The 15,797-nt window shown below is 65.0% G+C and carries 14 protein-coding genes; 3 read left to right on the top strand and 11 right to left on the bottom strand.

The genetic code is table 11. The annotated features are described in order from the left end of the window. Nucleotides 1-357: 357 nt before the first annotated feature. The gene (locus JZY06_RS05445; protein ID WP_207118958.1) at nucleotides 358-1,299 is read left to right on the top strand and encodes an NAD(P)/FAD-dependent oxidoreductase; all 942 of its coding nucleotides are present in this window, start codon (nucleotides 358-360) and stop codon (nucleotides 1,297-1,299) included. 327 nt (nucleotides 1,300-1,626) lie between these two features. On the opposite strand, the gene guaA is transcribed toward JZY06_RS05445, so the two are convergent. The 4 genes from guaA to guaB all read right to left on the bottom strand — a co-directional run bounded on the left by guaA (nucleotide 1,627) and on the right by guaB (nucleotide 6,824). After that, entirely contained in the window at nucleotides 1,627-3,198 is a 1,572-nt protein-coding gene (gene guaA / locus JZY06_RS05440; protein WP_377768794.1) for a glutamine-hydrolyzing GMP synthase, read from the bottom strand. 140 nt (nucleotides 3,199-3,338) lie between these two features. Continuing rightward, complete coding sequence (locus JZY06_RS05435; protein ID WP_207118955.1) at nucleotides 3,339-3,593, bottom strand: hypothetical protein; 255 nt, start codon at nucleotides 3,591-3,593, stop codon at nucleotides 3,339-3,341. Nucleotides 3,594-3,908: 315 nt separating this feature from the next. Continuing rightward, a complete protein-coding gene (locus JZY06_RS05430) occupies nucleotides 3,909-5,081 on the bottom strand; it encodes a GuaB3 family IMP dehydrogenase-related protein (RefSeq protein WP_207118953.1) in 1,173 nt (390 codons plus the stop codon). A gap of 216 nt (nucleotides 5,082-5,297) precedes the next feature. Then, a complete protein-coding gene (gene guaB / locus JZY06_RS05425; protein WP_207118951.1) occupies nucleotides 5,298-6,824 on the bottom strand; it encodes an IMP dehydrogenase in 1,527 nt (508 codons plus the stop codon). Nucleotides 6,825-7,194: 370 nt separating this feature from the next. Between guaB and JZY06_RS05420 the strand changes: the two genes are divergently transcribed. Then, entirely contained in the window at nucleotides 7,195-7,566 is a 372-nt protein-coding gene (locus tag JZY06_RS05420; RefSeq protein WP_207118949.1) for a DUF5319 domain-containing protein, read from the top strand. A 256-nt stretch (nucleotides 7,567-7,822) separates the two neighbouring features. Here the strand turns inward: JZY06_RS05420 and JZY06_RS05415 are convergent, their stop codons facing one another. The 4 genes from JZY06_RS05415 to groES form a co-directional block, all read right to left on the bottom strand. Beyond that, nucleotides 7,823-8,920, bottom strand: a complete 1,098-nt coding sequence (locus JZY06_RS05415) for a hypothetical protein (protein WP_207118947.1) — start codon at nucleotides 8,918-8,920, stop codon at nucleotides 7,823-7,825. Then, on the bottom strand, nucleotides 8,913-9,488 hold the full coding sequence (locus tag JZY06_RS05410; protein ID WP_207118945.1) for a sigma-70 family RNA polymerase sigma factor: 576 nt from the start codon (nucleotides 9,486-9,488) through the stop codon (nucleotides 8,913-8,915). The genes JZY06_RS05415 and JZY06_RS05410 overlap by 8 nt, the downstream gene beginning before the upstream one ends. 464 nt (nucleotides 9,489-9,952) lie before the next feature. After that, a complete protein-coding gene (gene groL / locus JZY06_RS05405) occupies nucleotides 9,953-11,566 on the bottom strand; it encodes a chaperonin GroEL (protein WP_207118943.1) in 1,614 nt (537 codons plus the stop codon). A 120-nt stretch (nucleotides 11,567-11,686) separates the two neighbouring features. Next, nucleotides 11,687-11,986 carry a co-chaperone GroES gene (gene groES, locus JZY06_RS05400; protein WP_207118941.1) on the bottom strand — a complete coding sequence of 100 codons (300 nt, stop codon included), beginning with the start codon at nucleotides 11,984-11,986 and terminating at the stop codon, nucleotides 11,687-11,689. A 581-nt stretch (nucleotides 11,987-12,567) separates the two neighbouring features. Here groES and JZY06_RS05395 point away from each other — a divergent pair. Next, complete coding sequence (locus JZY06_RS05395; RefSeq protein ID WP_207118939.1) at nucleotides 12,568-13,110, top strand: DUF4190 domain-containing protein; 543 nt, start codon at nucleotides 12,568-12,570, stop codon at nucleotides 13,108-13,110. A 147-nt stretch (nucleotides 13,111-13,257) separates the two neighbouring features. Here the strand turns inward: JZY06_RS05395 and JZY06_RS05390 are convergent, their stop codons facing one another. The 3 genes from JZY06_RS05390 to tsaD all read right to left on the bottom strand — a co-directional run bounded on the left by JZY06_RS05390 (nucleotide 13,258) and on the right by tsaD (nucleotide 15,697). After that, nucleotides 13,258-13,683: a hypothetical protein gene (locus JZY06_RS05390; RefSeq protein WP_207118937.1), complete on the bottom strand. Its 426-nt coding sequence runs from the start codon at nucleotides 13,681-13,683 to the stop codon at nucleotides 13,258-13,260. A 274-nt stretch (nucleotides 13,684-13,957) separates the two neighbouring features. Continuing rightward, a complete protein-coding gene (locus JZY06_RS05385; RefSeq protein ID WP_330617135.1) occupies nucleotides 13,958-14,410 on the bottom strand; it encodes a GtrA family protein in 453 nt (150 codons plus the stop codon). 228 nt (nucleotides 14,411-14,638) lie between these two features. Next, nucleotides 14,639-15,697: a tRNA (adenosine(37)-N6)-threonylcarbamoyltransferase complex transferase subunit TsaD gene (gene tsaD, locus JZY06_RS05380; RefSeq protein WP_207278752.1), complete on the bottom strand. Its 1,059-nt coding sequence runs from the start codon at nucleotides 15,695-15,697 to the stop codon at nucleotides 14,639-14,641. Nucleotides 15,698-15,797: the final 100 nt, after the last annotated feature.

Below are 15,797 nucleotides of genomic sequence, written 5' to 3'. Positions count from 1 at the left end.
GCCGGGGCCGCGGCAGCCGGCGGTGCCGCGGTCCCAGCCGGTCCGGGAAAGCAAAAAGCGGAAATGCCGCCGTGCGCCGGGGATAACCGGAGGGCGCACAACTCCGCCACACCATAAAAAGGGGCAATCACAGTGGTGCATCGTCGAAAAAACCACCCTTTCGGCTACTGTTAACCGTGTTAGGCGCGGACTGTTCCGGGGTCGTAGCAACCAGCCCGGTACTGCCGGAGATCCCACGGTTGCGCCGTGCGCCCCCTGTGCCCGATGGGACTGACTGTTAACGGTGTAAACTGACCAGCGCGGGGGCACGTTCGGCGGGTTGTTCCCCGCCGGAGATGATGATCGGAAGGAAAACACATGGACCACTACGACGTCGTAGTCGTGGGAGGCGGACCCGCCGGTGCCATGACGGCAACCGTTCTGGGGCGCCAGCAGCGGGATGTTTTGCTGGTGGATGCGGGAGAACCCCGCAACAAACCGGCCACCGCCATGCACATGTATCTCTCCCGCGACGGTTTCCCGCCGTCGAAGCTCCTCGAGCTTGCCCGCGAGGAAATCAGCCAGTACCCCAAGATCAAACTGCAGCCCGGCCAGGTGACCACAATCTCCGGCCAACAGGGCGATTTCCACGTCACCTATTCCGCCGAGGACGGCACGCATGAGGTGACCGCCAAAGTGGTGGTGCTGGCCACCGGGCAATTCGACCAGCTCAGCGATCTCAAAGGCCTGGAGGAACGCTGGGGCCGCGGGCTGTTCCACTGCGTGTACTGCTACGGCTACGAATGCACCGGCAGATCAATTGCGGTGCTGTCGTCCCGCTCCGGGGACGCCATGCTGGCCCGCTACATCGCCGACCGTTTCTCCGACGATGTGATTTTGCTCAACCAGGGCTATCCGATCGACGACCAGCTGAAAGAAATCGTCTCCTCCGGCGGGGTGGACATCATCGACAAAAAGGTCGTCGAAATCACCGGGCGGGCACCGCATATGGTCCTGCACTTCGATGACGGTTCCACCCTGGAGCGTGAGGTCATCTTCTACCGCCCGGATTCCCGGCAGCACTCTGATTTGGCTGACCAGCTCGGCTGCGACCAGATGCCGCAGTGGGGCACCATCGCCGTCAACGCCATGCAGCAGACCTCGGTCCCGGGGGTGTACGCGGTCGGTGATGTGGCCGTCAACCGGGATCTTCCCGCCGCCACCGGCTTCGTGGTCACCGGCGCCTCTGACGGCCAGCGGGCCGCGATCTGGATCGAGCAGGAACTGTTTTTGATGACACTGTCCGACGAACTCGGCTAGATTTTTTTCACCGGCACCTGTTTGTGTGGGCCACCGGGTGCCGCGGTTGTTGCTCAAACCGCGGCACCCGGTGGCTTTGCCGCATCCGGGGTCTCTGGTGGATATCCCGCCCCCGCCGGCCCGGCCTGCCGGGAGACACCGCCGTGGTGAGGCCCAAAACGCACGGGGGTGCCCCTGTCATGGACAAACTCCCCCGCCACACAGCAGACCGGGCCACCGTCGGCCGACTGCCCCGCCCGGCGACAGCCGGGCCGGGAAACAGCCATGACCGGACGGTGGCCCGGTGGGGGTGGTCAAAGTGACAGCGCCGAAAAAAGTGGCGTCAGCCTACTCCCATTCGATGGTTCCCGGGGGTTTGCTGGTCACATCGAGCACCACCCGGTTGACGCCGTCAACCTCATTGGTGATTCTGGTGGAAATTTTTTCCAGCACATCGTAGGGAATGCGGGTCCAGTCGGCGGTCATGGCGTCTTCGCTGGTGACCGGCCGCAGCACCACCGGATGGCCGTAGGTGCGCCCGTCGCCTTGCACACCCACACTTCTGACATCGGCCAGCAGCACCACCGGGCACTGCCAAATCTGTTCATCCAGCCCGGCGGCGGTCAGCTCGGTGCGGGCGATCAGGTCAGCGGCCCGCAGCGTATCGAGCCGTTGCTCGGTCACTTCACCGATAATGCGGATTCCCAGGCCGGGGCCGGGGAACGGCTGGCGGCCGACGATCTCGGCGGGAAGACCCAGCTGCCGGCCGACGGCCCGCACCTCGTCCTTGAACAGCAGCCGCAGCGGCTCCACGAGCTCGAATTCGACATCGTCGGGAAGCCCGCCCACATTGTGGTGGGATTTGATGGTGGCGGTCCCCGATCCGCCGCCGGACTCCACCACATCCGGGTACAGGGTGCCCTGCACCAGGAAATCAACCGAGGAGCCTTCCGGGGCGTCTTCCAGCACACCGGCCACGGCACGTTCGAAGGAACGGATGAACTCCGCGCCGATGGCTTTGCGTTTGGCTTCCGGCTCGGACACGCCTTTGAGTTTGGCCAGGAAGGCATCCACCTCATCAACGGTGACCAATTTCGCGCCGGTGGCGGCCACGAAATCACGCTCCACCTGTTCGCGTTCCCCGGCGCGCAGCAAACCATGGTCGACGAACACACAGGTCAACCGGTCGCCGATGGCCCGCTGAACCAGGGCTGCGGCGACCGCGGAATCCACGCCGCCACTTAATCCGCAGATCGCCCGGCCGGTCTCTCCGATCTGGTTTTTGACCTGGTCGACCAGTTCCTCGGCGATGTTGGCCGCAGTCCAGTTCTGTTCGAGACCCGCGATATTGACCAGGAAGTTGGTCAGCACTTCCTGCCCGTGCGGGGAATGCATGACCTCCGGGTGGTACTGCACGCCGGCCATTTTTTTCGCCGCGCATTCAAAAGCGGCCACCGGGGCGCCCGCCGAACGTGCCACCACCGTAAACCCTTCCGGGGCCTGGGTGACTGCGTCGCCGTGGCTCATCCACACCGTGTGGGTGTCGTCGAGGCCTTTGTGCAGGATGCCGTCGTGCTCCAGGTGCAACGGGGTGCGGCCGTATTCACGGTTGCCGGTTTCCCCGACCACTCCCCCCAGGGCGTGGGTCATGGCCTGGAAGCCGTAGCAGATACCGAACACCGGTATTCCCAATTCCATGATGGCGGGATCCAGTGACGGCGCGCCGTCGGCGTACACCGATGACGGTCCCCCGGACAGCACCAGGGCTGCCGGGTTTTTGGCTTTGATCTCCTCCGGGGTGGCGGTGTGGGCAATCACCTCCGAGTAGATGCGGGCCTCACGGATGCGGCGGGCAATGAGCTGGGCGTACTGGGCGCCGAAGTCGACGACCAGGACGGGTTGGTGCTTGAGTTGTTCCACGTACGGGATTCTAACGCACCGCAGGAGCATCAGTTGCCCGGATCCGGGGCCGAGGTAAAACAACAGGGGTGAAAACTACCGCCCGGGATGAAAAACCTCAGGTCACCCCCGCGGCGGCCTTGTTTTAGGGCGCGGGTGGTCTACAGTCCCCGGCGGCCGGGCCTGCGCGCCCCGGGATCCGCGGCAGCGTAGGCCGACCGGTAGGCGTTGACCACCACACTGGCTGCGGCGCGTTCCGCGGCCCGGTCGGTGGTGGGTGTTGCGGCGGTGTCCTGTCCGAGCCGGTTGTGGAAGGCGCTGCTGTCACCGGGATTGGTGCCCGCGATGGTGCCCACGGTCAGTGCGGCAAGCGCATAGATCGTGTCACTGCGGGGCTTGTCTTTCGGTGCAGTCATGGGGATCGCAACACCAATCTTGTTCGGCCGGAAACGATGTACAACAGGATGGGCAGGTAACACGCGTTTTCCAATCCCCGCCGGTTGGTCAACCGGCGGACAACACCACGCGTGGCAATCATTATAGAAGCCCGCACGCCAAGAAGGAACCGGTTTGCGGGTGATGGTTCCGTCCGGCCTGTGGCCGCGGGCCCCGGCAGGGACGCACCGCCTGCGCGGCACGGGCTGTATGGGATGAGCGGCCACCCACCCCGGACAACCGCCGCCCCCGGTGTTCGCCGGCCGGTTTTTTTAGGTGGGTTTTCTTCCCCGCCGCTACAGCGGCCAGGCCGACAGGGTCAGCGGGGCTTTCTGGAACTGTTTGAGATCGGTGTAGCCGCATTTGCCCATGGCGCGTTTGAGCGCCCCGACGAAGTTCAGCCCGCCGAAAGTGTCGGTGGACGGCCCGTGCAGGATTTCATCCACCGGAACCGGGGCGTCACCGATGGTGTATTCCGCGTCGTTGACGGCCACAGTGTGGTTGATCGCCTCCACCCGGCCGCGGGGGAAACGCGGGTGCGCCGAAGCGTGGGTCCAGTAGACCCCCCGGCCGGCGGCCTGTTTCGCCCTGCTCAACGGCTCCCCGAGAACAACCGCATCCGCGCCGCAGGCGATGGCTTTGACCGCGTCAGCCGAGGAGATGATTTCCCGGTCGTCGCAGAGCACGTGCACATAGCGGCCCCCTGTTTCATCCAGGTAATCCCGCCGGGCGGCGGCCACATCGGCAATGGCGGTGGCCATGCCGGTACCGATCCCCATGGCCTCGGCATTGGTGTTGGATCCGCCGCCGACAATCACCCCGGCCGCCCCGGTGCGCATCAGGTGCAGGGCGGTCGAATAGTCGTAGACGCCGCCGGCGATGACCGGAACATCCAGTGAGGAGACGAATTCCTTCAGGTTCAGCGGCTCGCCGCCTTCGGCGACATGTTCCGCGGAGATCACCGTGCCCTGGATGAACAGGATTTCGGCACCGGCTTTGATGACCACCGGCGCCAGTTCACGGGCATGCTGCGGGCTGACGCGCACCGCCACCGTCTGGCCGGTGGCCCGGAAGTTGGCGATTCTCTGAGCCAACAGCTCATGGTCGATCGGCTGGGCGTGCAGCTGCTGCAGGTAGGCGACGGCTTCGCTTTCCGGCTCGGGGGAGGTGGCTTTGGCGACCAATTCATCGATGGCCCCCTCGATGTCGGCGCAGCGGCCCCACAGGCCTTCGGCGTTGATGACCCCCAGGCCGCCTGCTTTGCCGAACTCCTCCAGGAATTCCTCCCCCGCCAGGGCATCCGTCGGATGGGAGACGAAGGGAACATCGAAGGTGTAGGCGTCAATCGACCAGGTGGTGTCGACGTCCTTGGAGCTGCGGGTGCGCCGTGTCGGCACGAGGCTCACCTCAGCCAGTTGGTGGGTGCGGACAGCTTCCCTGCCGCGGCCGATCTCGACGATGTCGCGCATAACGGGTGTCTCCTTGGGAGTGGGAAAAAACGGTTTGTAACAGAGGTATTTTTTTGAAAAAACTGCCGGACATACCGCGCCGGCCAGCCGGCCCCCACGCTACCCGCGGGCACCGGCAACCCCCACGGCAGGGCCACCTGACAGGCACCGCCGCGTGCCCCGGTGCGGGGCGGTCGCCCACCGCGGCCCGCCGGGTGGCTGCATGGGGGCAGGGATCTAGCGCTGGTAGTAGTTGGGGGCTTCAACTGTCATCTGAATGTCGTGCGGGTGGGATTCCCGCAGCCCGGCGGCGGTGATCTGGACGAATTTCGCCCCGTGGAGTTCTTCGATGGTCGCTGATCCGGTGTATCCCATCGCCGCCCGCAGACCGCCGATCAGCTGGTGGGAGATTTGCTCCACCGAGCCGCGGAAGGGCACCCGGCCCTCAATGCCCTCGGGGACGAGTTTTTCCTCCGATTTCACATCCGCCTGGAAGTAGCGGTCCTTGGAAAACGACCGCTTCTCCCCCGACAGGCCCCGGCCCTGCATGGCACCGAGCGAGCCCATGCCACGGTAGAGCTTGTACTGCTTGCCGTTGACCACAACGGTTTCACCGGGGGCTTCGGCGGTACCGGCCAGCAGCGAACCGAGCATGACCGTGGAGGCCCCGGCGGCCAGGGCTTTGGCGATATCGCCGGAAAACTGCATGCCACCGTCGGCGATAATCGGCACACCGGCTTTTTTGGCTGCCGCCGCAGCCTCCATAATGGCGGTGATCTGCGGGGCCCCGACACCGGCCACCACCCGGGTGGTGCAGATCGAACCGGGGCCGATACCGACTTTGATGGCGTCGGCACCGGCATCGATCATCGCCTGGGCTGCCGCCCGGGTGGCCAGATTGCCGCCGATGACATCGACCCGGTCGCCAAACGACTGCTTCATTTTCGCCACAGTCGCCAACACCCCCTGGTTGTGGGCGTGGGCGGTATCGACCACCAGCACATCCACCCCGGCGTCGACCAGGGCGCCGGCCCGTTCGAAAGACCCCTCACCGGTGCCCACCCCGGCGCCGACCAGAAGACGGCCGGACTCGTCTTTCGAGGCCTGCGGGTAGCGCTCTGTTTTCACGAAGTCTTTGACGGTGATCAGGCCGGTGAGTGTGCCGTCTTTGGTGACAATGGGAAGTTTTTCGACCTTGTTGGCGCTCAACAGCTGCAGCGCCTCTTTTTTGGTCACGCCTTCTTCGGCGACCACCAGCGGCATCTTCGTCATGATTTCGTCGACCCGCTTGGAAAAATCGGGTTCGAAACGCATATCCCGGTTGGTGCAGATACCCAGGAGATGGCCGTCCTCGTCCACCACCGGCAGCCCGGAGATACGGAATTTGGCGCACAGGGCATCCACTTCGGCGATCGTCTGGTCGGGCCGGCAGGTGATCGGGTTGGTCACCATGCCCGATTCGGAGCGCTTGACCACCTCAACCTGACCGGCCTGGTCATCAACCGACAGGTTGCGGTGCAGCACACCCATCCCGCCCTGACGGGCCATGGCAATGGCCATCCGGGCTTCGGTGACCGTATCCATCGCCGCGGAGATCATCGGGATGTTCAGCCGGATGTTGCGGGTCAGCTGGGAAGAGGTGTCCACCTCCGAGGGGATGACGTCGGAGGCATCCGGAATCAGCAGCACATCGTCGAAGGTCAGCCCAATCAGCGACACCTTGTCCGGGTCGTCGCCGCCGGTGGGGATACGGGAAACTGTCATGGGTCACTGACTCCTTTTAAAAAAAATGAAACACGCTTGTTCTCTGAAACCGGGGCTGGCCGGTCACCAACACACCATCGGCGGTGCATTCACCGGCGGTGGATACAGCACACCACCACCCGGCGGAACCCGGCTGACGGGGCCACCACCGGTCACGGCCGGCTGGTTTGTCTCCGCCGGTCACCGGATCGGCGGATCGCCGCACAGCCGGGGGCTGTGGGCACTGTCACCCAACATTAGCGCACCGGGGCACTGTCTAGGGGGGATTGCCGGGACGGCACCCCGGCGGCGGCCGCCGCCAACCGGCGGCGGGTTTTTTCCGCCACTGTTCCGGTTGCTTGTTACCGGCTGTGGTTTTAGTGTTGCATCTGTGAACTACGACTCCATGATGCCCCGCGATCCCTTCGCCGACGATCCCAATGATCCGGCGTCGTTTCTGGAACCCGACGAGGACGTCGCCCCGCTCAGCGATGAGGAAAAAGCCCGGGTGGCCGAGGACCTGGAACTGGTGGCGGAATTCCGCCGCGCCCTGGAACCCCGCGGAATCCTGGGGATTTGTTTCGTCTGTGAGGACTGCAGCGAACCCCACTACTACGACTGGGACATTATGACGTCGAATATGAAAGCCACCATCGCCGACCAGCTGGCCCCGGCCCACGAACCGTCGGCCCACCCCGATGTCGACGCCTATGTGCCGTGGGACTACTGCCTGGGCTACCTGGACGGCCTGGAAGCGCACTGACGGCGGTGACCGCCCGTTACACCGGGCGGCAAGCACCCGCAGGCCATATCGAACCCACCCCGGCGGGGTGGGTCTTTTTTTTGAATAAACCACCCGCGGCAGCAGGGCACGGATGGGGCGCAGCGTGCCATCCCCGTCACAACAGCGCGGATGCGGGCGGGAGACAACCCGGGGACGGCAGAAAAAAACACAACCGCCGCGGTGGTCTCCGCGTGTGGTTGTGTTTTCTCCGGCCGGGCCGGGTCGGGTGCTTTTTTTAGTCTTCGGTACGGGTGACCGGGGCGCCCCGGTCGACGGTGTCTGCGGCTGATCCGGTCGGCACGGTGCCGGTGCCGTCATCCGGGCCGGCACCACCGGTCGGGGCGGGGGCGCGGCCGGTGGTCACCACCACGCTCGGGGCGGAGACGTGGGTGCCTTCCGCCCGTGATGTCGTGGGTGCTGCCGGTGCCGGGGCGGCCTCGGTGGGGGCGGGCTGCCGTGAGGTGTTCTCCGGCGCCACCGGGGCGGGTGCCGGGCTGGTCGGTGCCGGGAAGCTGGGCGGGGTGAGAGCCGAGGTGGTCGGACGCACGCCCGGTTCCAGGTTCGGGGCCGACGGCAGCGGGGAGGGGGTCACCGTTTCGGTGACCATCACTGTCTGGGTGACCGGGGGCGGCACCGCAGCCGGGGCTGTGACGGTGACCGGGTCAGCCGGGACGGTGGCGGTGACCGTCTGTTTGACGGTGGCTGTCACCGGTGATGGATGACCGGCCTGTTCTTTGGCGTTCATCTCCTGGGCCAGGGCTTTGGCCTGCTCCAGAAGTTTCAGTGCCCCCTGCACATCGCCTTCCGCGTTGCGGCTGTCGGCTTCTTCCAGGGTGGCGGTCAGCTCCACAACGGCGGCATGGTCGGTAAACAATGCCTGGTTGATCCCCCACAGGGAATCGCCCGGCTGGGCTGAATGCACCATCGCCCCGCCACCGGCAATGATCAGGGTGGCGGCAGCCGCACCAATCAGCCCGTGGCCGAACCAGCCACTGTGGCTGCCGCGGCGGTGGTCAAGATCCGTGACCGCCGCATCGCCGTCGGCGGCCGGGGCAGCCGACGGTTCAGGCCGGTTGCGCCGACGGGCATCAAGACTGCCGACAGCGGGCAGCACCGTGGTTGCCACGTCGTCGTCTTCCGGCCCGCAGACCACCGGGGTGGGCGGCATGGGGGCCACAACTTCCTCGCGCAAACCTAAAAGCAGGGCCGCGAGTTCATCAGTACCGTCGGTGGGGTCGATGCCCTGCGACAGCGCGTCGATGAACGCGTCATCGCCGGAAAAGTTTTCTTCCCGGTCCGGGCCGTTCGTGTGGCCCTGGCGATGCTCACTCATCCGAGTGCTCCTGACTTTCCAACTGTTTGCGTAGAGCCGCCAGCGCCCGGTGTTGGGCGACCCGCACGGCTCCGGGGGTCGATCCGACAATGGATGCGGTCTCATCGGCTGACAGCCCCACAAAGACTCTCAGAATCACGATTTCACGCGCCTTGTCACTTAATGAATCGAGAAGAGCACGCACTCTGTTACTACCGTCGCCTACCAGCGCAAACTCTTCCGGCGTCGTGCCGTCCGCCGTATCGGGCACCTCATCGGTGGGATTGGACCTGTCGCGGGCGACCGCCCGGTGGGCGTCGGCGACTTTGTTGGAGGCGATGCCGTAGACGAAAGCCATAAACGGCCGTCCCCGGTCAACGTAGTTACCCACCGAGGTCGCCACCGCCAGACAGATTTCCTGGGCGATGTCCTCGGCGGTGGGATGACGGCCCGAGCCGATCCTGCTTCGCGCGTAGCGCAGCACCATCGGGTGGATGATCTCCATGATGCGCTGCAGCGCTTTGCGGTCGCCGTCGGCGGCCAGCGGAACAAGTTCCGCCAGTTCCCGATCGTTGTCGCTGGCGCTCACAGTGTCAGGGTCGCTTTCTTTGGGCGGATAAGACGGTCACGTGCTCACACAATCCAGCGCCGGATCCGCACCCCCGGACAATGCACCGGGCGGCAACGGTCCCGGCCCCACCGTTGTTGGGGCGGGGGGCGGGGCGGGTGGGCTGGATACTTGGGCGGAAGATCGCGGACGATCAGCCGCCGACAACGGATTGTACCCAACCTCCCCGCAACGGCATTCAGCCCCACGCCCCCGCGCACCGGGGCGGACCACGTTCATGCGCCGCACAGATTCCCCCGGAGGGGTTTTCCCGCCGCCCGTTGGCCGCACTGCCGGTCGCGGCTCGTCACCGGCGGCAACACGCCAGCGGCCGGTCACCCCGCTGGCGTGAAACCAAGGGGTGACCGGCCGGTGGACAACGGCTGCGGCAGCAACCCACCACAATGGACCGGCACGGGTGGGACTGTCGCGGCCGTGAAGAAAAACTAGTGCTTGTGACCCGAGTCGTTGTCGTCGTCTTCTTCTTCGGGTTTTTCAACCACGGAGGCTTCCGTGGTCAGCACCATGCGTGCCACGGAGGTGGCGTTGACGACTGCCGAGTGGGTGACCTTGACGGGATCGATGATGCCCGCCTCGATGAGGTTGCCGTACTCGAGGGTGGCGGCATTGAAACCGATGCCGTTGTCTTTGTCCTGGACTTTGCTGACCACCACGGCCCCGTCCTCGCCGGCGTTTTCGGCGATCCAGAACAGCGGTTTGACCAGGGCTTTGGCCAGGGCGTTGACACCGACTTTCTGATCGCCGTCGAACTGGTCGGCATAGCTTTCCAGTTCACGCGCAATCTGGGCCAGAACTGAGCCACCGCCGGCGATGACACCTTCATCGGCCGCGGCTTTGGCGGCGTTGATGGCGTCTTCGACCCGCAGCTTGCGCTCACTGACCTCGGTTTCGGTGGCGGCACCAACCCGGATCACGGCAATGCCGCCGGACAGTTTGGCCAGGCGTTCGCCCAGTTTCTCCTTGTCCCACGACGAGTCGGAGGCCTCGATTTCGCGGCGGATCTGCTCGCGGCGCTTCTCGACGGCTTCCGCGGTACCGGCACCGTCGACAATGACGGTGGAGTCCTTGGTGACGGTGATGCGCCGGGCGGAACCGAACTGGTCGAGGGTGGCGTCTTTGAGGGTGCCGCCGATCTCCGGGTCGATGACCGTGGCGTCGGTGACGATCGCCAGATCATCCATGAACGCCTTGCGGCGGTCACCGAAGTACGGCGATTTCACCGCCACGACCTTCAGCGTCTTGCGGATCGAGTTGACCACCAGCATCTGCAGCGGTTCGCCCTCGATGTCCTCGGCGACAATGAGCACCTGTTTGCCGGAGTCGACGATCTTTTCCAGCACGGGAAGGAAATCCGGCAGGGAGGAGATCTTGTTGCGGACCAGCAGCACCAGGGCGTCATCGAGCACAGCCTGCTGGCTGTCGACGTCGGTGATGAAGTAGGGCGACAGGAAGCCCTTTTCGAAAGACACACCCTCGGTGATGTCGAGAGTGGTTTCCATCGACTGGGATTCCTCGACGGTGACGACACCGTCTTTGCCGACCTTGTCCATGGCACCGGCAACCATCTCGCCGACCTCGGCGTCCCGGGAGGACACGGTGGCCACATCGGCGTAGTCCTTGGTGGAGTTGACCTCGGTGGCGCGCTGTTTGAGCAGTTCCACGGTCTTGTCGGCCGCGGCAACGATGCCCTTGTTCAGCTCCATCGGGTTCGCCCCGGCGGCCACGTTGCGCAGCCCCTCGTTGATCAGGGCTTTGGCCAGAAGTGTGGCGGTGGTGGTGCCGTCACCGGCGGCGTCATTGGTTTTGACGGCCACGGATTTGACCAGCTGGACACCGAGGTTTTCGAAGGGATCGTCAACCTCGATTTCGCGGGCGATGGTGACACCGTCGTTGGTGACCTGCGGGCCACCGTAGGGCTTGTCCAGGACCACGTAGCGGCCCCGGGGGCCCAGGGTGACTTTCACCGCGTCGGCGAGTTTGTCGACACCGGCGGAAATCCCTTTGCGGGCCTGTTCGTTGAAAGCTATGAGCTTCGGCATGAAGTTACGTTCAACCTTCCTGATAAAAAGTTGTTGTCAGTGACATCGGGGCAGCTCCGGCGATGCCGGTTGCGGGTGCATCGGCGGCGCCGGCTGCGGTGTCAGGCAAGGATGAATGACTTACTTCTCGACGATGGCGAGAATGTCGCGCTGGGAGAGGATCAGGTATTCCTCGCCCTGGTATTTGATTTCGGTTCCGCCGTACTTCGAGAACACGACGACGTCACCGACCTTGACATCCATGGGCACGCGCTTGCCGGAATCGTCGAAACGACCCTCACCGACGGCCATGACGGTGGCTTCCTGCGGCTTCTCCTTGGCGGAGTCCGGGATGACCAGACCGGAAGCGGTGGTTGTTTCGGCTTCGTTGATCTGGACGACGATGCGGTCCTCGAGCGGCTTGATGTTGATGTTCGCCACGGTGTTATTCCTCCACTGGCTGTATGAAAAGTGAACTTGATGTGCCGGTCATGTTGTCCACGGGGATGCAGCCGGGGCCGACGGATCATCTCCACCGGCCGACGGGCACGGAAAAAATCGTGTGTCCCGGCTTTTGTCGCGGATAGCCGTTGTCTTTCCGGCATCCCCCACAACCTGCCTGGCACTCTACCCGTGCAAGTGCCAGCACTCAACATCATCTGTTGCAACAGCGCCCAGCCAGTGCCGCATCAGTGACAAACAAGGCGTTCCACCTGCTGTTTTGTTTTTTGTTCGCGGTGGGAAAACGCGGCGTGGACCACCCGAATCCGGCTGTGGCACCACGGGGGCCGGCAGCCCGGGGGCGGTGACGGCAGCCGGGCAACCGGCGGTGTCCGCAACAGCCCGCACCTCGCACGAACGGGTGTAGTTATCTATATTCGACAGTGGCCGACCACACAGCAGCTCCAGTGCGGCGCAGACCGGCCGCGGCACCCGCCGCCCCGGGATGCGCAGTGGTGGAGCTTGGGGCCGATTGCTAGAAAAACCAATGACCCGACACATATGAAAGCAGTGATCAACCCGTGACAACCCCCTACCCCGGAAACAACAACGCCGGCGCCGGTGAACCCTACCAGGATCCGCAGGCCGCGGGCGGCCAGAATTTCGGCCAGCCCAACAGCGGCCAACCCTACGGTCAGCAGCCCTACGGTCAGCAGCCCTACGGCCAGCAGCCCTACGGCAGCGATTATTCCTCCGCCCCGCAGGCCACCGGCTCCAACGGCGTGGCGGTGGCCGCCCTGGTGTTTGCGATCCTCGGCATACTCGGCTGCCTGCTGCTGATCTTCGGCCTGCCGTTTGCCCTGATCGGTCTGATTTTGTCGATTATCGCCCTGGTCCGCGGCAAGAAGCTCGCGGGCAAGGGCAAACGCAAGGGCATGTCGATTACCGCCCTGGTTTTGTCGATCATCGGCCTGTTGGCCCCGGTGATCATTGTGGCCGTCCTGTTTGCCAGCCTGCCCGATGGTTTCCTCGACGACCTGCAGGCCTGCCAGGAAGCCGGATCCCAGGCCTCCCAGCAGGAGTGCTTCAGCAAGACCTTCGAGTACTACTACGGCGAGAACTGATCGTTTCCTTGGGACCCCGGTGCTATCCGGCCCCCGGACAGCACACCGCCACCGCCCCCCCCGGCATGGACCGGGTCGGCGGTGGCGGTTTTTTCATCTGTGCGCTCCCCCGGGCCGCAGCCCGGGCGAGGATCTGCTGCCGACTGCTCAGTGCCCCGGTGCATCCAGGTTCATCACGGCCTCATGCCACAGCCGGTATTCCTCGGGCTGGTCGTCGATGTAGTTGGCCACGGCACGGATACCGTCGGCCACTTCCCCGGCTTCGCTGTCGGAAAGATCGTGGCCGTCAGCACCGATGAACACCACCGGCCCGCAGATGGCGTTGGTGGGGTCGGTGAAAAAAGCGGCATTGCCGGTGGCGGCCCGGTTTTTCGCCATGGAGGCCACCGGGTTGGGTTGGCCGCCCTGCTGACGGGCATCGGTTCCGTACACCGCGGCAATGCCGGTGCCGTCACCGTCGAAGGCCACGCTCACCCGGGCGTTGGCGTCGCCGAACAGCGGGGCCATGTTGGTGGGGTCAACGTCGATGTCACGGGCCGAAAGATCGGGTTCAACCAGGAGGGCTTTGGTCATTGTCGTCGGTCACTGTCCTTGGGGTCTGTCACCCGTCGAACAACGGGTGGTGGGGGAACATTATTGTCAACGGGCACATCCCACCCCCATCCCCGGGGGCCAGCGGGCACACTGCACCGACCAAATCTATTGCCCCGCCGCCCACACCGTCATCCCGGATGACGGTGTCGGGCACAAGATTCCGCAAGAATTCACCGCTGCGTAACCTTTCACGGCAGTGCCTGCAGCCCGGCCGCGGCACTCCACCGACCGCCCACCGGCGGCGGTGACAGCGTCACCGTTTGTTATTTCTGTCCCCCTGGAACACCCACAGGTTCTGCAGCAGAAAGTTGGTGATGGTGGCCACCGCCTGGGAGGCCACCCAGCTGACGGTGTACAGGTAGGGCAGATCCGGGAGGGTGTGCCGGACCAGGGCATCCACCCCCACGGCCAGGGTGAAGCACACCACGTAGGAGACGGCGGCACGGATTTTCTCCCCGCGGGAGCGGTTGCCGGAGAAAGTGAAAAAGCTGTTGAGGTAGTAGGCGACCGTCGAGCCGATGATGTAGGAGCCGCCGCGGGCGGCGAAAGCCGGAACCCCCAGGCTGAGCATGATCCAGCGGGATCCGTAGTCACAGATCGCCCCCACCACGCCGACGAGCGTGAAGTTGATGATTTTTTTCACCATTCCCGCGGGGGCTTTGGCGCTTGTCCCGCCGGCACAGGACGGGGAGTGTTTCTCGGCCACGAGGTGGGGTGCCTTTCAGCGTTGAGGGGGCGTAACGGAAGGGGTGTTGACCACAACCGGCGGGGCACGGCAGTGGGCGGGCCGGTTGTGGTTTCTCCCGCCGCCGGACGTGCCGGACGGCTTTCAAGGCTAGCGCACCGCCGGGGCGAAAGGCGTTGTCCGGTGAAGCTGCCGCAGATGTGCCCGCCCCGGCGGGTGCGGCCGCGGACGCCCGGGTCCGGTGTGTGTCTACCCGAAGGATTCGGTGACCTGCGGGATTTCCACATCCAGGGAGGGGTCGGTGCCGATGTCCAGCGGGGAGGGTGCGGCACCTTCGGCGACCAGATGGGCCGCCAGGGCGGCAATCATCACCCCGTTGTCGGTGCACAGGGTGAACGCGGGCACCCGCAGCGTAATCCCCGCCGAGGTGCAGCGCTGGTGCGCCAGTTCCCGCAGGCGGCTGTTGGCGGCGACTCCCCCACCTAAAAGCAGCACCTTCGCTCCGGTGTCGGTGCAGGCCCGCACCGCTTTTTTGGTCAGCACATCACAAACGGCCTCCTGGAATGAGGCGCAGACGTCTTCCACGCTGATCACCCGGCCTTCCCGCTCGGCGGCTTCCACGTAGCGGGCGACGGCGGTTTTCAGCCCGGAGAAGGAAAAATCATGCCGCGAATCGGATTTTTTCATCATGCCGCGGGGAAAGTCGATGGCTGCCGGATTTCCCGCTTTCGCCAGCTTGTCGATCACCGGGCCACCGGGGTAGCCCAGGTTCAACAGCCGCGCGACCTTGTCGTAGGCTTCCCCGGCCGCATCATCGAGGGTGGAACCCAGTTCCTTCATCGGCAGGCCCACCCCGTCGACCTCCAGCAGCTGGGTGTGGCCGCCACTGACCAGCAGGGCAACCGCATGCGGCAGATAACCGTCCCCGTCGAGCGTGGCCACGGCCACATGCCCGCCCAGGTGGTTGACCCCGTAGAAGGGCACATCCCAGGCCGCGGCATAGGCTTTCGCCGCTGACGCCCCCACCAGCAACGCCCCGGCCAGGCCCGGGCCGACGGTGGCCGCCACCACATCGGGGCGCGTGATGCCGGCCTGCTGCAACGCCTGCCGCATCACCGGCCCCATGGCCTGCAGATGCGCCCGGGAGGCGATTTCGGGCACCACACCACCGAAGCGGGCGTGTTCGTCCATGGAACTGGCCACAGCATCAGCCAGCACAGTCACTGTGGTGCGGTCACCGTCGTGGTCCAGCCGGACGATACCGACACCGGTTTCATCGCAGGAGGATTCAATCCCCATCACCGTCAGCGGCGGGTGGGGGGCGGAGGACAGCTTCCGGGAAGTGGTCATCGTCGGTTTCTTTGCGTCTCGAAGGGGCACGGATCCCGGCGGTTGCCGGGGAACGGAC

It is taken from the genome of Corynebacterium mendelii, from assembly GCF_017307055.1.
Classification (GTDB): domain Bacteria; phylum Actinomycetota; class Actinomycetes; order Mycobacteriales; family Mycobacteriaceae; genus Corynebacterium; species Corynebacterium mendelii.
The sequence above is the reverse complement of the archived record's forward strand: the minus strand, read 5'-3'. Positions and strand labels throughout refer to the sequence as shown.

What these genes read in the sequence shown, in the direction of transcription:
- JZY06_RS05445 (WP_207118958.1), top strand. Translation starts at nt 358, where the DNA reads ATGGACCACTACGACGTCGTAGTCGTGGGAGGCGGACCCGCCGGTGCC.
- JZY06_RS05435 (WP_207118955.1), bottom strand. Translation starts at nt 3,593, where the DNA reads ATGACTGCACCGAAAGACAAGCCCCGCAGTGACACGATCTATGCGCTT.
- JZY06_RS05430 (WP_207118953.1), bottom strand. Translation starts at nt 5,081, where the DNA reads ATGCGCGACATCGTCGAGATCGGCCGCGGCAGGGAAGCTGTCCGCACC.
- guaB (WP_207118951.1), bottom strand. Translation starts at nt 6,824, where the DNA reads ATGACAGTTTCCCGTATCCCCACCGGCGGCGACGACCCGGACAAGGTG.
- JZY06_RS05415 (WP_207118947.1), bottom strand. Translation starts at nt 8,920, where the DNA reads ATGAGTGAGCATCGCCAGGGCCACACGAACGGCCCGGACCGGGAAGAA.
- groL (WP_207118943.1), bottom strand. Translation starts at nt 11,566, where the DNA reads ATGCCGAAGCTCATAGCTTTCAACGAACAGGCCCGCAAAGGGATTTCC.
- JZY06_RS05390 (WP_207118937.1), bottom strand. Translation starts at nt 13,683, where the DNA reads ATGACCAAAGCCCTCCTGGTTGAACCCGATCTTTCGGCCCGTGACATC.